This is a genomic window from Thermonema rossianum DSM 10300 (assembly GCF_000426825.1).
GTDB lineage: Bacteria > Bacteroidota > Bacteroidia > Cytophagales > Thermonemataceae > Thermonema > Thermonema rossianum.
Window position 1 is genome coordinate 157480 of the sequence record NZ_AUGC01000001.1, and the last position, 15994, is coordinate 173473.

At 47.6% G+C, this 15994-nt stretch carries 16 protein-coding genes and 1 tRNA gene; 8 read left to right on the forward strand and 9 right to left on the reverse strand.

Annotated elements, in window-relative coordinates; all coding sequences use genetic code 11:
- Positions 1-31: 31 nt before the first annotated feature.
- The 3 genes from nusA to K384_RS00745 all read right to left on the reverse strand — a co-directional run bounded on the left by nusA (position 32) and on the right by K384_RS00745 (position 2854).
- The gene (gene nusA, locus K384_RS00735; protein WP_394330432.1) at positions 32-1276 is read right to left on the reverse strand and encodes a transcription termination factor NusA; all 1245 of its coding nucleotides are present in this window, start codon (positions 1274-1276) and stop codon (positions 32-34) included.
- A 14-nt stretch (positions 1277-1290) separates the two neighbouring features.
- Complete coding sequence (locus K384_RS00740) at positions 1291-1767, reverse strand: ribosome maturation factor RimP (RefSeq protein ID WP_051632980.1); 477 nt, start codon at positions 1765-1767, stop codon at positions 1291-1293.
- A gap of 100 nt (positions 1768-1867) precedes the next feature.
- The gene (locus K384_RS00745; RefSeq protein ID WP_051632981.1) at positions 1868-2854 is read right to left on the reverse strand and encodes a Ppx/GppA phosphatase family protein; all 987 of its coding nucleotides are present in this window, start codon (positions 2852-2854) and stop codon (positions 1868-1870) included.
- Between the two features lie 244 nt (positions 2855-3098).
- On the opposite strand from K384_RS00745, the gene K384_RS00750 reads away from it, so the two are divergent.
- From K384_RS00750 to K384_RS00780, 7 genes are all read left to right on the forward strand, one after another.
- On the forward strand, positions 3099-3992 hold the full coding sequence (locus tag K384_RS00750) for a class I SAM-dependent methyltransferase (RefSeq protein WP_038028438.1): 894 nt from the start codon (positions 3099-3101) through the stop codon (positions 3990-3992).
- A gap of 92 nt (positions 3993-4084) precedes the next feature.
- On the forward strand, positions 4085-4426 hold the full coding sequence (locus tag K384_RS00755; RefSeq protein WP_038028439.1) for an STAS domain-containing protein: 342 nt from the start codon (positions 4085-4087) through the stop codon (positions 4424-4426).
- Positions 4416-4844, forward strand: coding sequence for an ATP-binding protein (locus K384_RS00760; RefSeq protein ID WP_038028440.1), 429 nt, complete (start codon positions 4416-4418; stop codon positions 4842-4844). Before K384_RS00755 ends, K384_RS00760 begins: the two co-directional genes overlap by 11 nt.
- Positions 4845-4910: 66 nt before the next feature.
- Positions 4911-7205, forward strand: a complete 2295-nt coding sequence (locus K384_RS00765; protein ID WP_038028442.1) for a peptidylprolyl isomerase — start codon at positions 4911-4913, stop codon at positions 7203-7205.
- Position 7206: 1 nt separating this feature from the next.
- Complete coding sequence (locus tag K384_RS13690; protein WP_038028444.1) at positions 7207-8064, forward strand: hypothetical protein; 858 nt, start codon at positions 7207-7209, stop codon at positions 8062-8064.
- A complete protein-coding gene (locus K384_RS00775) occupies positions 8048-9412 on the forward strand; it encodes a peptidylprolyl isomerase (protein WP_038028447.1) in 1365 nt (454 codons plus the stop codon). Before K384_RS13690 ends, K384_RS00775 begins: the two co-directional genes overlap by 17 nt.
- A 13-nt stretch (positions 9413-9425) precedes the next feature.
- Positions 9426-10388, forward strand: a complete 963-nt coding sequence (locus K384_RS00780) for an AAA family ATPase (protein WP_038028449.1) — start codon at positions 9426-9428, stop codon at positions 10386-10388.
- Positions 10389-10416: 28 nt separating this feature from the next.
- Here K384_RS00780 and K384_RS00785 read toward each other — a convergent pair whose 3' ends face one another.
- The 5 genes from K384_RS00785 to era all read right to left on the reverse strand — a co-directional run bounded on the left by K384_RS00785 (position 10417) and on the right by era (position 14924).
- The gene (locus K384_RS00785; protein ID WP_051632982.1) at positions 10417-11538 is read right to left on the reverse strand and encodes an MraY family glycosyltransferase; all 1122 of its coding nucleotides are present in this window, start codon (positions 11536-11538) and stop codon (positions 10417-10419) included.
- 51 nt (positions 11539-11589) lie between these two features.
- Positions 11590-12276: a sugar transferase gene (locus K384_RS13545; protein ID WP_071837409.1), complete on the reverse strand. Its 687-nt coding sequence runs from the start codon at positions 12274-12276 to the stop codon at positions 11590-11592.
- Between the two features lie 101 nt (positions 12277-12377).
- A complete protein-coding gene (locus K384_RS00795; protein ID WP_038028450.1) occupies positions 12378-12614 on the reverse strand; it encodes a hypothetical protein in 237 nt (78 codons plus the stop codon).
- A gap of 51 nt (positions 12615-12665) precedes the next feature.
- Positions 12666-13973 carry a ribosome biogenesis GTPase Der gene (gene der, locus K384_RS00800; RefSeq protein ID WP_038028452.1) on the reverse strand — a complete coding sequence of 436 codons (1308 nt, stop codon included), beginning with the start codon at positions 13971-13973 and terminating at the stop codon, positions 12666-12668.
- A gap of 54 nt (positions 13974-14027) precedes the next feature.
- The gene (gene era / locus K384_RS00805) at positions 14028-14924 is read right to left on the reverse strand and encodes a GTPase Era (RefSeq protein WP_038028454.1); all 897 of its coding nucleotides are present in this window, start codon (positions 14922-14924) and stop codon (positions 14028-14030) included.
- A 113-nt stretch (positions 14925-15037) separates the two neighbouring features.
- Between era and K384_RS00810 the strand changes: the two genes are divergently transcribed.
- A tRNA-Met gene (locus K384_RS00810) sits at positions 15038-15110 on the forward strand.
- A 39-nt stretch (positions 15111-15149) separates the two neighbouring features.
- On the opposite strand, the gene K384_RS00815 is transcribed toward K384_RS00810, so the two are convergent.
- Complete coding sequence (locus K384_RS00815; RefSeq protein ID WP_038028455.1) at positions 15150-15938, reverse strand: TIGR02757 family protein; 789 nt, start codon at positions 15936-15938, stop codon at positions 15150-15152.
- Positions 15939-15994 lie beyond the last annotated feature (56 nt).

Consider the following 15994-nt stretch of genomic DNA (forward strand, 5'->3'; position numbering starts at 1 on the left):
TTTGGGCGTACGAAGAGGTCCTTGGTGAATTTTATTCGAACTCTTTACGAAGGATTTCCAGCACGTAGTCGATGGTTTCTTCTTCGAGGTCGGTGCGGCGCACCAGGTCTTCTTTGGGCACTGCCAACACACTTTTGGCGGTATCGAGCCCCACTTTGCGAAATTCTTCTATAATCCACTCGTCTATTTCGTCGCGGAATTCTCTCAAATCCACATCCTCCTCATCCTCTTCGTCTATTTCACGGAACACGTCTATCTCTTTGCCGATAAGCTTGCCGGCCAGTTTGATGTTCAATCCGTTCTTACCTATGGCCAGGGGCACTTGGTCCAGTTTCAGGTACACGGATACACGCCCGTTTTCCTCCAGCTTGACTGCCGAAAGCTTGGCCGGAGCCAAAGCGCGGGCAATAAGCAGCTCGAGGTTGTCGGTGTAGTTGATGACGTCTATGTTTTCGTTGTTCAGCTCACGCACGATGGCATGGATGCGGGAACCGCGCATCCCTACACAAGCCCCTACCGGGTCTATGCGGTCATCGAATGACTCCACGGCTACTTTGGCGCGCTCACCGGGTTCACGCACTACCTTGCGGATGGCTATGATACCGTCGGCCACTTCGGGCACTTCTTGTTCAAAGAGGCGTTCAAGAAAGACGGGGGAGGTGCGTGACAAAATGACTCTTGGCGAACCATGAATGAGCTCTACCTTGTCCACCACCGCACGTATGCTGTCGCCCTTGCGGTAACGGTCTTTGGGGATTTGTTGGTTTCGTGGCAGCAGCAACTCATTGTCTTCGTTGTCGAGTACAATAATGTCGCGGTTGCGCAAGATTTGATACACCTCACCGGTTACGATGGTGCCTACCAGGTCCTTGTATTTCAAGAACATGCGTTCTTTTTCCCAGTCCTTTATTTTTTGGATGAGGGTTTGGCGTCCGGTCATGATAACACGCCGCCCAAAGCTTTGCGGGTCGATGGGCTCGGCAATCTCCTCGCCTACCTCAAAATCGGCTTCTATTTTCCGGGCTTCCGAAAGGCTTATTTTGGTATTGTCATCGGCCAGTTCGGGAGAGTCGTCGGGCACGATCTCGCGATACCGGAATATCTCGAGGTCGCCGTCGGAGTTAATGATGACATCAAAATTAGAATCATCGCCATATTGCTTACGTATCATAGTGCGGAATACGTCTTCTATGATACGAATCATGGTAGGACGGTCAATACCTTTGGACCGGGCCAACTCCATGAACGATTCGGTCAATTCTCTGTTATCAATCATATCTTTTCTTCCTTTTATTCAACAACAACATACACATTTTGTATATCTTCAAGCTTGACTTCCATAGGGGTTTCCTTCCATTTACCTTTGGCAGTAGGGTGGGGGTCAAGCTTCGTGAGCTGCAAGGCGGTTCCGGTGTAAGCATCGAGGCGGGCAAGCATCTGCTTGCCATCGGACAGATGCACAGTTACGTGGCGCCCTATGTTTTTTCGAAATTGGCGCTCACTGTTGAGTGGACGGTCCAAACCAGGCGACGATACTTCCAAAGTGTATCCTTCGTCCAACTCTGCTACTTCATCTAATAAATCGCCTATTTGGCGGCTCAGTTCCGCACATTCATCTATTTGAATGCCGGCGTCGGTATCTACGAAGATGGCTACCCGCGTTTTACGGCGGAAAGGCTTCACTTCTATGTCTATCAAATAATAAGGCTCTTGAATGAGGGGCATAATAAGCTCCCGTATGCGCTCTTTTAGTTCCTGTACCTCCATACCTTAGACTTGTGTTTTACGGATGCCATAAGCAAAAGAGGGGTATCGCTACCCCTCTTGCAATAGTAACCGTTCTTACAGCAAAGGTACAAAAAGCTGTTTATGTAGTCAATAAATGATTTAACTTTTTGAATAAAACACCTTCTTTTAGAGCATATAGCGACACTTTCATATAGGGGAGGGCCGCTTGTTGCATCACATAGTGCAACAGAATGGAGGCAACCACTATCATATCGACCCGCATTTCGGACATGCCGGGGATGCGCAGACGCTCTTGCCGGTTTTTCTTGAGTAGTTGCCAATGGATTTTTTCGAATTGGGAAAAGGTGATTTCAGTGCAATGCATGCCTGCTTGTGCCTCTTCTATGTCTTTGAGGGTGTCGAAGGTGCCGGAAGAGCCGATAAGATAAGCAGGTGCATATTGGCGGCAGGCAGCCTGCAGTTCCTCAAGCTCTTGTGCCAAATAGTGACGCAGACGGGCTATATCGCGTGGATGAATGGGGTCGTACTGCATGAACAAGTCAAATAGACGCTGCGCCCCAATCTCGAAACTTTTTTTCCATAATATCCCTTGGTCGGTGCCGATGATAAACTCCACACTGCCACCGCCTATGTCCATGATGAGGGCAGGAGCGTTGCCTATGGGCATGTAGGCTTTGACGCCATAATAAATCAGTTCGGCTTCTTCTTCGCCATTGATGATTTGTATGTTTATCCCAAACTCTTCTTTTATTTTCTGTGCCAATAAAGCGCCATTGCTTGCGCTCCGCAGGGCGCTGGTGGCCATGGCTTCTACTTCGCCGGGTGGTATGTTGTACTCGGCCAAGCTGAGACGGAAGTAGCGCAATGCTTCGAACATGCGCGCTTGGGCCTGCTCGTTGATAATACCCCGGCTGATGCCGCCCTGTCCTATCTTGACGGCCACTTTCTCTTTGTGAATCACCTCGAAGGGCTGATAGTCGGGAAGTGGTTTTTTGAGCTTGGCAATAAGCAAATGAAAGGTGTTGGTCCCTAAGTCCATTACACTTAGGGGCTGTTCATAAAGCTTTTGAAGCTTGTTTTCGCAATATTTATACTGTGTCTTCATTGTCTGTGTATGAGATGCAAGCAAAATGCACGCCAAAAATAGTAATTTGACTGTTATTAGTCAGTGAATTAATGTTATTTTATTGTAAAGAGTATATTGGATTAGGTTTTCTTTTTGAAGTGAGTTTTTAGACGCTTTTTTTAATTTATTTAAGAGAAGTGTCCGGTGGTGGCTTTTCTTAATAAAAAACATCTGTCGAATTTGCATAGTTTTGCCGGGTATTGAAGTTTAGAATGTACCGGCTATGATTCAGATAGAAACACCCCGCTGGCAAGACTATGAGCTTATAGATAGTGGCAATCGTTATAAGCTTGAACGTTTCGGAAAATATGTGCTATCGCGTCCGGAACCTCAGGCGGTATGGGACCCCGCTTTGCCCGAAGAGGAGTGGAACCGCTTGGCAGACGTGCACTTTGCATTGACGGGCAAAGGAGGACGCGAAGAGCGGGGCGAGTGGCGCCACCGGCGCCCGGTGCAAGAGCCTTGGTTTGTGCACTACAAGAGCAAGCAACTGAGGCTCCGTTTTCGATTGGCACTCACTGCCTTTAAGCATGTAGGTTTGTTTCCTGAACAGGCTGCCAACTGGGAATACATCGCTTCGGTGTGTGGGCAGTTGCAACAGCCAAAAGTCTTGAATTTGTTTGCTTACACGGGCGGGGCTTCATTGGCTGCCCGGCAGGCCGGCGCCGAAGTGGTGCATGTGGATGCAGTGCGGCAGGTAGTGAATTGGGCAAGTCAGAACCAAGAAGCATCTAAGCTGGATGGCATCCGGTGGGTAGTAGAGGATGCCATGAAGTTTGTACGCCGGGAAGTGAAGCGCGGACGTAAATACCAAGGCATTTTATTGGACCCGCCGGCTTACGGAAGAGGTCCCAACGGGGAAAAGTGGGTGCTGGAGGAGCATATCAACGAGCTTGTGCATTTGTGTGCGGAATTGCTCGATGAGCGCCGGCATTTCTTCCTCCTGAATCTTTATTCAGTGGGCTTTTCGGCTTTGGTGGCCGAGAGTTTGGTGAAGACAGTGTTCCGGCATTTACCGGCCGCCCGGCAGCCGGAGGTGGGCGAACTTTATGTGGCAGACCACGCCCGGCGCAAACTTCCTTTAGGAACCTATTTGCGCTTTAAAAGCATGGTGTAGGTGGTTTTCTTTACCAAAGATGCTTTGCTCAATTTGCTTTTTTAAAACCTTCATTTGATTACCTGCGTATCATCAAACAGCAAAGAGATAAAATGGAAGTGGCTATTATACAAGAAGGCGACATATGGGTATTGTGTCCGAAGGGCGAGTTGGATGCAGCTTCTTCTATTGTTTTCGATGAGGCGATAGAAAAAGCGGAAGCCCAAGGTGCTCAAAAGATACTCATAGACTTTGAAGAGTTGGAGTATATCTCTTCTGCCGGCTTGGGGGTGATTTTGTCGCATTTGGATGAATTTGAAGAGAAGCATATCAAGCTGGCGATTTGCTCGATGAAGCCCAAAGTTGCCAATGTATTTGAAATTTTAGGCGTGGATCGTTTGCTCAATATTTACCATAACCGAAGTGAAGCTAATGCTTATTTAAATGAGGCTTAACCTGCACATACCTTACGATAGTCGTTATTTGTCTGACTTGCGCCGTTTCGTTTGGCGTGCGCTTCGTCCGTTGGAGTTATCTGAAATTACATTGAATCAGCTGGTGTTGGCTGTTGATGAGGTATGCAGTAATTTGATTATTCATGTGCCGGCAGCTGCTACCGACCGCATTGCCGTAGAGATTATTGTTCAAGATGAGTGGCTTACTATTGAAATAGTCGATACTTCGGGGCGCTCCACTTTTGACATGAAAGAATATGTGCCTCCCCGCATTCAAGCTTTGATTCGAAGCCGCCGTAAAGGGGGCTTGGGGCTGCGTTTGGTGCGCTCTATCATGGATAAAGTAGATGTTTTTGAAAGAGAAGGTTGCCGCGTGTGGCGTCTGCAGAAGGCGCTGGTATCTGAAAAAGCCTCTTAGTTCCTTTCGTGGAAAATTCGTAAAATTGCAGATGCCATTTCTCTCAAAGGCAAACAGTAAAGCTATATGAATCTTTTCAGAGTCTATTACTTGATAGGAGGTTTACTCCTTTTTTTAGTATCGTGCAAGCCGGCAGCACATACCGCCAAACAACAAGCCCGCCTTGAAGAACAAGACCCTATCATTGCTTATGTAGGCAATGAGCCCATTCGCCGCTCAGAGTTTTTATTTGTTTATGAGAAGAACCTTGCCCAAGACGAGGCGGCTTACAGCGAGCAAAGCTTGCGCGAATATTTGGACTTGTATGTGAAGTTTAAGCTGAAGGTGTTGTATGCGCGTGAGCAAGGTATTGATACGACCGGGCAGTTTTTGCAGGAGTTTGAAACCTACAAAGAGCAGCTTGCCAAGCCTTATTTAAAAGATACCCGCACCATTGACTCTTTGGCAAAGCAGGCTTACGAACGCATGAAAACAGAAGTCAGTGCTTCACACATATTGATAGCCGTGCCCGAAGACGCTGCACCGGCCGATACCCTGCGTGCCTATGAACGTATAGAGCAAATACGCCGGGAGGCAGTCAGCGGGGCGGATTTTGGTGTGCTGGCAAGCCGCCATTCCGACGACCCTTCGGCCAAAACCAACCGGGGGTATTTGGGCTATTTTACTGCACTGCAGATGGTGTATCCCTTCGAAAACATGGCATACCAAACACCTGTGGGGGAGGTTTCGCCCGTTTTCCGTACCAAGTACGGCTATCATATCTTGAAAGTACACGACAAGCGTCCCAACAGTGGCAAGGTGCAGGTAGCCCACATCATGTTGCGTGTGCCCAAAGGCATTTCCGAAAAAGACTCCATTGCACTGCGCAATAAAGTTTGGGATATTTATCGCCGCTTGCAGCAAGGCGAATCTTGGGATGAGCTATGTAAAAAGTATTCTGAAGACCAAAACACCAAAAGCAGAGGTGGGGAGCTACCGCCCTTTACCGTAGGGACTACCTTGCCGGAGTTTGAAGCTGTGGCTTTTTCCTTGCAAAAGCCCGGCGATATTTCCGAGCCTTTTTTGACCCCTTATGGATGGCATATTGTCAAGCTCATCAAGCGGCAAGAGCTGGAGCCCTACGAGGAGGTGGAAGAGCTCATCAAACGGCGTGTGGCGCGTGATAGCCGTTCGAAGGTGAGCGAACAAGCCTTGGTGCGCCGCCTGAAGCGGGAAAATAATTTAAAAGTCAATGAAAAAGCATATAAGCAACTCCGGGCTTATGCCGACTCATCGCTGCTGCAGGCTCATTGGGCGCCTGTTTTACCCGAAAAACTATTGAACGAGCTTTTGATTTCTTTTGAGCATCCGCAAGTACAAGAAAAGTTAGAACTGACAGTAAAAGAGTTTGTGGACTATGTGAAGCGGGTGCAGGTTCCTCAAGCACACATGTCGCCACAAATGTATTTAGATGCGCTTTTCGAGCGCTACACAAATGAGCAAGCTTTGGCTTTTGAAAAAGCCCATTTAAGCGAAAAATATCCTGAATATCGTCACTTGCTGCGTGAATACTATGAGGGGATGTTGCTTTTCCAAGTGATGACCGACAAAGTGTGGACACGTGCCATTGAGGACACGGCCGGGGCACGCCGTTTCTTTGAACAGCATCGCGAGCGTTACAAATATCCGGAACGGGTAGAGGCTCTGGTGATGGCAAGTCAAGACAAAAAAGCACTTCAACACGCAATAGACCTGCTAAAAGCCGCTAATGGGCGCTACCGTATAGCCGAGCCCTATGTGATTACTTATGCTAAAGGTGAGGCGACTTTTGCCCGTGCACATCTTACCAAAATAGACCAATTGGTGAGTCTTCTGCTCGACGACGAGAGTATGAAGATTGAAGTGGCAGGCTATCAAGAAAAGCAAGAACCGGCGGGGCTTTCGAAGCGCCGTATCGAAGCCGTCGTGCAATACTTGACGCAGCGGGGAGTTACTTCCACACAGATTGTACAAAAAGACTATATGCATTATCGCAATAGCCGGAAAGTAGAGTTACAGGTATTTTCCACCGACCCCCAAAACCTTGCCGGCTTGGTCGATGGCGTAGAGGTGCGCTCCGGCGCGTTTGAAGTAGGCAAAGAGCCTGTTTTGGACAATGTCGAACTAAAGCCCGGCGACTATACTTTTTCCAAGGAGGGTAAGCACTATTTTGTGCGCATCATAAAAGTGGAACCTGCTCGTTTAAAAGACTATAAGGAAGCACGGGGCGAAGTAATCAATGACTATCAGAAGTTTCTTGAAGAAGAATGGGTGAAGGAATTACAGGCGCGTTATCCTGTGCGTATTATAGAAGAAAACCTGTTGGCATTAGTAAAAAAATAAAATGAAAAATTATTTGTTGGTTTGGGGTGCCGCTTTGTTGCTGGTGGCATGCCAGGTGGAGAGCGGTACCAATAAGCATATAGTAGCGCGTGTCAAAGACAAGGTGCTGTATGAAGACGATTTGCAGGCAGTAGTGCCCAAAGGCGCTACACCACAGGACAGCGCTTTGCTGGTCAAGCGCTATATTGACCTCTGGGTGCGTAAACAACTGCTCATACAAAAAGCTTTACAAGAAACAAAAATTGATGAAAAAGCACTGGAGCGAAAAGTAGAAGATTATCGCAATTCACTGATTTTGTTTGAATTTGAAGAACAGTACCTTGAGCAGCATTTAGATACCCTCATTACGCAGGCCGAGCTCGATTCTTTTTATACAAAGCATCAGGAAGAATTCAAGCTGCAAGAGCCATTGGTACAAGTGCGCCTGGTGGAGCTTCCCGCGGAAAGCAAGCAGCTGGAAGACATCAAACGCAAGATAAAAAGCAATAAACCGGAAGATGTAAGCCAATTGAAAGCGTTTTGTTTGCAGTATGCGCTTAATTGTTCTTTGAACGATACCAACTGGGTATCTTTGCGTCAAGTGCTTGTGGCTACGCCTTTTGCCGAAGAAGAGAACCCCGGCCGTTTGCTACAGAAAGGGCAGATTTGGGAAAAAGCCACCGAAGCCGGCGTGGCTTTGCTGTATGTCAAGGATTTTTTGCCGGCAGGGGCTACCGCACCACTCGAGTATGTAGAAGACCGCATCAAAGAGATGATTTACAACCGGCGACGCATACAAGCCATTCAGCGCTTGGAAGAAGATGTGTACAAAGAAGCAGAACAGAAAAAATTATTTGAGATTTATGAAAAAAACAACTAAAGTTTATTTATCCCTTATCTTTTCATTGGTGTTGTTTGGCACCAATCATTTCATGGTTCAGGCTCAGCAACAAGTGCTCGATAAGATTATCGCCCGGGTCGATGACTATGTTATTTTGCAGTCGGATTTGGAGTTGTATTTCGAAGAACTGGTCAACGATGGGCGCTTGCCGCGCACCCAACAGGCCAAGTGTCAGCTTTTACAAAGCATGCTGATAAATAAGATGCTGCTTGCCAAGGCAGAAATTGACTCCGTGACCGTGAATGACCAACTGATTGAGGTTGAAACGGAGCAGCGTATCGATGCCCTTTTGCAAGGCCGCTCGCCCAAAGTACTGGAAGAGCTCTATGGAAAATCGTTCGAAGACCTCAAGCGGGAACTACAGCAATCGCTCAAAGAAGAGCGCATTACGCAAACCATGCGTTCAAAAATAACCGAAGGCATTGAGGTGACACCTGCCGAAGTAAAGCGCTATTTTAAACGTTTGCCCAAAGACAGCATCCCCATCATTTCTACCGAATTTGAGGTGGCGCAAATCGTGCGTGTCTTGCCTTTGAAGGAAGAAGAGCGGCAGCGGGTAAAAGAACAGCTCGAGTCCATCAGAAAGCGTATTGTGGAAGACGGTGAACCTTTTGAAAAACTTGCGAAGCTCTACGGGCAAGACGGCACCCGGGATTTTGGAGGTGATTTGGGCTGGCAGCGTCGTGGCAACTTGGTGCCTGAGTTCGAGGCGGTTGTTTTCCGGCTGAAGCCCGGCGAAGTGTCCCGTGTGTTTGAGACCCCCTTCGGGTTTCATATTGTAAAGCTGGAAGAGCGCCGTGGCGACGAATTCCGCTGCCGGCACATTCTTATTATCCCCGATTGGTCGAAGGTTGAAAAGGAGCAAGAGTATAAGTTTTTGGACAGCCTGCGGCAGGTTATCATGGCAGACAGCATCACCTTTGAAAAAGCAGCCATTGAGTTTTCGCAAGACAAAGGCATGCAATCGCTCAATACGGCTGCCAACGGGGGCTATTTTATGAGCCGTAAAGGAAGCTACCGTGTGCCTGACAAAGAGTTGGACGCTTACCTTTACCGTGTGCTCGACACCATGAAAGTAGGCACTATTTCGGAGCCTATGGAATATCGTATGCCTGATGGCAAGCGTGCCCTGCGCATTATTTATTTCAAGGCAAAATATCCGGCTCATTTTGCTTCTTTGGAAACAGATTTTGACCGCATTGCCGAAATGGCTTTGGAGGAAAAGAAAAACAAAGCACTCAATGAATGGTTTTTAAAAGCCAAAGATGAATTGTATATTCAAGTAGCGCCGGAGTACCGCACATGCAAAATCTTTGGAATAGACTAACCCGCGACAACCTATGGAAAACCATCAAGCAGATAACCACACAGCCAAGGCTTTTGCCACCGCCTATCACAAGCTGAAGGAAGAAATACACAAGGTGATTGTGGGGCAAGATGAAGTGATAGACCAATTGTTGATAGCTTTGTTTTCAAAAGGCCATTGTGTGTTGGTAGGCGTGCCCGGTTTGGCAAAAACCTTGCTCATACAAACCATAGCCCAATGTTTCGACCTTTCTTTTCACCGGATACAGTTCACCCCCGACCTTATGCCGGCAGATATTACCGGCTCGGAAACGCTGGATAAAGAGCGCAACTTTAAGTTTGTCAAAGGACCTATCTTTGCACATATTATTCTGGCAGACGAAATCAACCGTACGCCCCCGAAAACGCAGGCTGCCCTGCTTGAAGCCATGCAGGAGCGGGCAGTAACCATAGGAGGGCAGCGTTATCCTTTGCCCAACCCTTTCTTTGTGCTGGCAACCCAAAACCCCATTGAGCAGGAGGGGACTTACCCCTTGCCCGAAGCGCAGCTTGACCGTTTTATGTTCGAAATTCAGCTTACCTATCCTTCTTTTGAGGAAGAAGTGGAAGTAATCAAACGCACAACCGGTGCTTACACTGCGGAGGTCAATAAGGTATTGGAGGAAAAGGAGTTGTTGCTTTTCCAGGATTTGGTGCGCAAGGTGCCGGTTGCCGACAACGTCATAGAATATGCCGTTCGTTTGGTTCAGAAAACGCGCCCTACCGACGAAAAAAACACAGTAGCAAGAGAATACTTAGAGTGGGGGGCAGGACCACGCGCTTCGCAATATCTGATATTGGGCGCCAAATGTCATGCTTTGCTGCATGGTAAGCTATCGCCCGATATAGAAGATGTGCAGGCAGTTGCTTTGCCTGTGTTGCGCCACCGTATTGTGCGGAACTTCAAGGCAGAAGCAGAGGGTATTGGTCTTGATACAATTATTGGGCAACTTTTATAAAGCAGAAGGCAAAAGAAAAACATATGCCCTAAGCTGCCGGCGGTTGGGAAGAGGCCTTCTGATGCTTGGTTTTTTGTTGTGATGCTGCCGACTGCTGCCGAATAAGCAGGCGGTGCCGTTTCTCCAAAGAGGCAAGCAATAGGTGCAGTACAATGCCCCAAAAAATGAGTGCATAAAGGTGAATATGCATGGCATTGTCGGGCAAGAAAGACATGCTGCTTAACACCAACAGCTGAAATACAAGCAAGAAACCGCTTGCCTGCAGGTGGCTGAAGCCCGCATTGAGCAAAGAGTGATGCAGATGGTTCCTGTCACCGGAAAACGGCGAACGCTTGTTCATAACCCGTATGATAAACACCCTGACTGTGTCAATCAGCGGCACTGCCAACACAGCCATGGCCATGGCAGGGGCAACGCCCGGCGAATAGACCTGCTGTTGATGAGCATGCTCAATGAATCCAATACACAAGACTGCCAATAAAAAGCCTAAGACCAGGGAGCCGGTATCGCCCATGAATACTTGGGCCTGAGTGCGAAAGTTGAAGTAAAGAAAAGCAAGCACACTGCCGGATACCGCAAAACTTATGACCGCAAGATACTGTACATCATGGATGGTAAACCAAAAGCCCAAGTACAGGGTGCCTATAAAAACCAAGCTGCCGGCCAACCCATTGATGCCATCTATCAAATTTACTGCATTGATGATGACCACATATACAAAAAAAGTGAGTGTGTAAGCGAGCACGGGCGGCAAAGCGTCAATCCCCCACAAACCATATAAACCGTGCAGCCATACATTCCCTTTGAATGTTGCCAAACAGATGGCAAAGAGCTGAGCAAGCAGCTTCTTGAGTGGCGGCAAGGGCACTAAATCGTCTTTTGTGCCTGTAAAGAAGAGAAATATGACCGCCGCTATAATTCCCAAGAGTTGGTGACCGTTGGTATCGTAGGTGCTAAATATGGTAAAGCTAAGGATGAAACCAATGAAAATACCCACGCCACCTAAGGTGGGGGTTTGAATGAAGTGCGTTTTGCGGACATCCGGGTAATCCAGCAAGCCCTTTTCCCGGGCAAGCCTGATAACTGCCGATATACTGACCCACGCCCCCAGTGCCGCACATACAAATACTAAAGCCAATTGGTAATACATACACCTATCTCATCCTTGTCCATCCTTTAAAGATACATATTTTTTAGACTTTTAAAAAGCATATTTGTCTCCAAAAACTACTTTGAGTGCGGTATAAACAACTATTTTTAAATCAAGCCAGAAACTCCAGTTCTGAATGTAATACAAGTCATACTTGACCCGGCTTTTATAGAGTTGGATGTCAAAGCCACGATTTCCGTTGATTTGCGCCAAGCCCGTGATACCCGGTTTTACTAAGTATCGTAAAGAATAGTTCTCTATGAGCTGGGAAAACTTCTCATCTTCTTGCACTGCATGAGGGCGAGGACCTACCACCGACATATCCCCAAGCAGCACATTGAAGAATTGAGGCAACTCGTCTAAGCTGGTTTTGCGCAACCAAGCTCCTATGCGTGTTACACGAAAGTCATTTTTTAGAGTTGGTTGATATTTGTTGCAATGGGGGGCGTGCCTCATGGTTCGGAATTTAATGCATCGAAAAGTTTTGCCATTTTTTCCACCACGCTCTTGTATGAAAAAAACAGGACCGCGAGAGTCCAACTTAATAAGCAGAGCGAGTATGGGCATGAGCCAGCTGAAAATAAATAGGATGACCAATAGCGAAAAGACAATGTCGAACCCCCGTTTGAGCAGTGCATTGCCCGGCTTGTCTAAGGGGGTAGTGATAGATATTTTGAAATTGGGAGACAAAAATGATGATGAAGTTGAGGAAGGGATTTTGGATACTTGCTGTAACATAAGCTTTTAATTTTACAAAGTTATACCAATTTCAAACTTCTTGCCAAGAATACAAAGTAATAAAAATAATCTGAGACATGTGAAAAAAGTTGCCTTTCTCCTCATGGAGTCTCTACCTCTGTTTTATTCACCACCTTTACTTCTTCCGGAGCGCTGTCAGCGGGTATAGTAGTAGATTCCGGCTGCATTTCAACCGGAGCTTTTTCTGCAGAAGAAGGCACGCCGGTCGTAGAGTTTGTGCTGTCTGCCTTATTGCCTTCTTGGGTTTGTTCGCTTCCGGAGCATGCAACCAATAGGCTTGCAACAAACAATAGAGACAGGTAAATAGCTTTTTTCATGATTGTTGAATTTTTAATACTTTCTGTTGTTTACAAAAGCAAAAATGATGCCTATTTTTCCCGGAAGTAAAGGCGGATAGGAACCCCTTCGAAGTCAAAATGTTTGCGGAGCTGGTTTTCCAGATAGCGACGGTAGGTTTCGGGTATGTATTTGGGATGGTTGCAGAAGAAAGCAAAAGAGGGAACACGCGTCGGCAGTTGGGTTATGTATTTAATCTTGATATGATGCCCACGGTATGCCGGCGGCGGATAGTGTGCAATCACCTGCTGCATCACATCATTGAGCTTGGAGGTAGGCACCCGTTTTTGTTTGTTTTCATATACACGGATGGCTGTTTCGATGGTTTGAAAGACGCGTTGTTTGTTAAGCACAGAGGTGAACAGCACCGGGATATAATCCATGGGGCTGAGTTTTTGGCGAATGGCATCCAGATAGTGCTTATAGGTCATGTGGTCTTTTTCTATAAGGTCCCATTTATTGACCATCAGCACCATGCCTTTGCCGTCCTTTTCTGCAAGGCGCAAAATGGAAATGTCTTGAGCGGTGATGCCTTCTTGGGCATCGACCATCATAATACAAATATCGCTTTGTTCTACTGCGCGCAAAGTACGCATTACCGAGTAGAACTCAATGCTGTCTTTGATGCGGTTTTTGCGCCTCAAGCCGGCGGTATCGGTCAAAATGAACTCTTTGCCGAAGGCTTTGTAGTGGGTGTCTATGGCATCGCGCGTGGTACCCGCAATGTCGGTTACTATGTTGCGCTCCTCTCCCAACAGCAGGTTTACAAAAGACGATTTTCCGACGTTGGGTTTTCCTATAATGGCTATGCGGGGAATGCCTTCGTATGGGTCAACGTCGGGGGTGGGGGTTAAGTGCTTCACTACCTCGTCGAGCAGATCGCCCGTGCCGCTGCCTGTTTGTGCCGAAATAGGAAAAATCTTGTCGAAGCCAAGAGCATAAAACTCGGCCGCCTGCTGTGTGCGATCCGGTGTTTCGGCTTTATTGGCAACCAAGAGTACGGGCTTTTCGTAGCGACGCAGCACTTTGGCAAACTCTTCATCGAGGGGGTGCAAGCCGGCTTGCGTATCTACCATGAACAGCACGACATCGGCCTCTTGGATGGCCACTTCTACTTGGCGGCGAATGGCGGCTTCAAAAACATCTTCCGAACCTACAACGTAACCGCCTGTGTCCACCACGGTAAAAGGCACGCCCGTCCATTCGGTTTTTCCGTAGTGGCGGTCGCGCGTCACGCCGCTTTCGTCATCCATGATGGCTTTGCGTTCGCCAATAAGACGGTTAAAAAACGTAGATTTCCCCACATTGGGGCGCCCTACGATTGCTACTATATTTCCCATAAGTATTTTTCTGTTTTCAGTATTCTTTGATATGACGAAAAGAAAAGAGGGAGATTACGGCTTTTTATAGCCGAACCGCTCGAGCCAGCGCTCTTGCCGGCGCCAGTTTTTGATGACCTTCACGTGCAACTCCAAATAGACTTTTTTGCCAAGAAAAGCTTCCAAGTCTTTGCGGGCTGCAATACCTACCTGCTTCAAGGCACTGCCGCCCTTGCCAATCAGTATTTTTCTTTGGCTTTCCCGCTCTACAATAATATCTGCCTGTATGTGAATGATATGCTCTTTTTCTTTAAAAGAAAAGATCTGCACGTCGCAGCTGTAAGGGATTTCTTCGCGGTAAAGCAGAAATATTTTTTCCCGGATGATTTCAGCTGCAAAAAAGCGCTCGCTTTGATCGCTGATTTGTTCCTTATCGAAATAAGGGGGGTGTTCGGGCAGGTAAGAGAGCAAGGCACTCAGCAGCGTATCCAAATTAAAGTTGTAAAGCGCAGATACCGGAATGACAGCTTTGGCATTGGGCAGGCGGCTTTCCCAGTATGCTACTGCCTGTGCCAATTGTCCTTGTTCGGTGGTGTCGGCTTTGTTGATGGCCACAATAATAGGTTGGGCAGTGTGGGTGAGGTAGTCAAGCAAGGCAGAATCTTCCCACTGCTCTTGTGGTTCCACCACGATTAATAGCACATCGGCGTCTTCGAGGGCTTGCTGCACATAGTTCATCATACGCTTGTGCAGCTCATACTTGGGTTCCAGAATACCGGGCGTATCCTGATAAACAATCTGATAGTCTTCACCGTTGAGAATGCCTGTGACACGGTGGCGGGTTGTTTGTGCTTTGGGGGTGGCAATGGACAACTTCTCGCCAACCAAGGCATTCATCAAGGTGGATTTTCCCACGTTGGGCTTGCCAATGATGCTAATAAATCCTGCCTTGTGTTTTGCTTCGTTTTGCATTGAAAATGAATTGTGTACTGTGTAAAAGATTTAAGTAACTTAAATTTTTTTGCAAAGATACTTGTTTTGTTTTAAACAATCGCATATATTTGCAATCGCAAATGAGACAACATCGCGGGGTGGAGCAGTTGGTAGCTCGTCGGGCTCATAACCCGAAGGTCGCAGGTTCGAGTCCTGCCCCCGCTACTAAGGCAAACGACCGGCAATCGCCGGTCGTTTTTGTTTTTAGCTACCGTACCGGCTTTCGAGCCCCATGCCAAAAAGGGCAAAATCGTAGCGTACGGGGTCGTTCGGGTCGAGCAAACGCAGCTGCGCGGTAAGTGAGACAGCCGCCCGCCAATTGACTTGCTCTTTTTGAAGCAAGCCCAAACGCAGGGAGGTGCGCACCACATGCACGTCGCATGGGCAGATGAGTTGAGCCGGCTTGATTTTTTGCCATAAGCCAAAATCCACACCTTGTTGGTCGCGGCGCACCATCCAGCGTAAATACATAGCCAGGCGTTTGCATGCCGACTGCCGGGCAGGCGTAGGTATATGTTTGCGTGTACGCCGGGGGGCATAAGGAAGACTGAAAAAGTAGCGATGAAAAGAGTCAAGATGGGGACCTACGTCTTGACTTTGCAGGGCAGCAGGGTCATCCGGAAGGAAGGCTTGCTCCAGGCTGTCGTGTTGTTGGTAGTGGTGATGCAGAAAAGCCACAAAATAAAGCAAGTCTGTTTCTTGGAAAGTACGGTGTTTGAAGCCCAGCAACTGTTTTAAGTCACTTTCTTGGTGGTGCTTAATAAATTCGTACGGGCTGTTGTCCATGCGTTGCATCAACTCGCGGCACTTGTTGATGATGGTTTTTCGATTGCCCCACGCCAGGACCGCCGCAAACAAACCGGCAATCTCTTTGTCTTGCTTTTTGGCAAAAGCATGTGGGATGCTGATAGGGTCTGTTTCTATAAAATCAGGGTGGTTGTACCGGGCTGCTTTTTTATCAAGCAGTTCCTTGAGTTGCAGAATAGCGCTCATGGTCTTTTTGAAAAAGGTAAAAAATGGTGCAAGACACAAAGTTATGGATAGTATGC

Coding starts and splice junctions, on each gene's coding strand:
- K384_RS00760 (WP_038028440.1), top strand. CDS start 4,416: ATGAGGCTTAACCTGCACATACCTTACGATAGTCGTTATTTGTCTGAC.
- K384_RS00740 (WP_051632980.1), bottom strand. CDS start 1,767: ATGGAGGTACAGGAACTAAAAGAGCGCATACGGGAGCTTATTATGCCC.
- der (WP_038028452.1), bottom strand. CDS start 13,973: ATGGGAAATATAGTAGCAATCGTAGGGCGCCCCAATGTGGGGAAATCT.
- K384_RS13545 (WP_071837409.1), bottom strand. CDS start 12,276: ATGTTACAGCAAGTATCCAAAATCCCTTCCTCAACTTCATCATCATTT.
- K384_RS00785 (WP_051632982.1), bottom strand. CDS start 11,538: ATGTATTACCAATTGGCTTTAGTATTTGTATGTGCGGCACTGGGGGCG.
- era (WP_038028454.1), bottom strand. CDS start 14,924: ATGCAAAACGAAGCAAAACACAAGGCAGGATTTATTAGCATCATTGGC.
- K384_RS00775 (WP_038028447.1), top strand. CDS start 8,048: ATGAAAAAAACAACTAAAGTTTATTTATCCCTTATCTTTTCATTGGTG.
- K384_RS00765 (WP_038028442.1), top strand. CDS start 4,911: ATGAATCTTTTCAGAGTCTATTACTTGATAGGAGGTTTACTCCTTTTT.
- K384_RS00755 (WP_038028439.1), top strand. CDS start 4,085: ATGGAAGTGGCTATTATACAAGAAGGCGACATATGGGTATTGTGTCCG.
- nusA (WP_394330432.1), bottom strand. CDS start 1,276: ATGATTGATAACAGAGAATTGACCGAATCGTTCATGGAGTTGGCCCGG.
- K384_RS13690 (WP_038028444.1), top strand. CDS start 7,207: ATGAAAAATTATTTGTTGGTTTGGGGTGCCGCTTTGTTGCTGGTGGCA.
- K384_RS00795 (WP_038028450.1), bottom strand. CDS start 12,614: ATGAAAAAAGCTATTTACCTGTCTCTATTGTTTGTTGCAAGCCTATTG.
- K384_RS00780 (WP_038028449.1), top strand. CDS start 9,426: ATGGAAAACCATCAAGCAGATAACCACACAGCCAAGGCTTTTGCCACC.
- K384_RS00815 (WP_038028455.1), bottom strand. CDS start 15,938: ATGAGCGCTATTCTGCAACTCAAGGAACTGCTTGATAAAAAAGCAGCC.
- K384_RS00750 (WP_038028438.1), top strand. CDS start 3,099: ATGATTCAGATAGAAACACCCCGCTGGCAAGACTATGAGCTTATAGAT.
- K384_RS00745 (WP_051632981.1), bottom strand. CDS start 2,854: ATGAAGACACAGTATAAATATTGCGAAAACAAGCTTCAAAAGCTTTAT.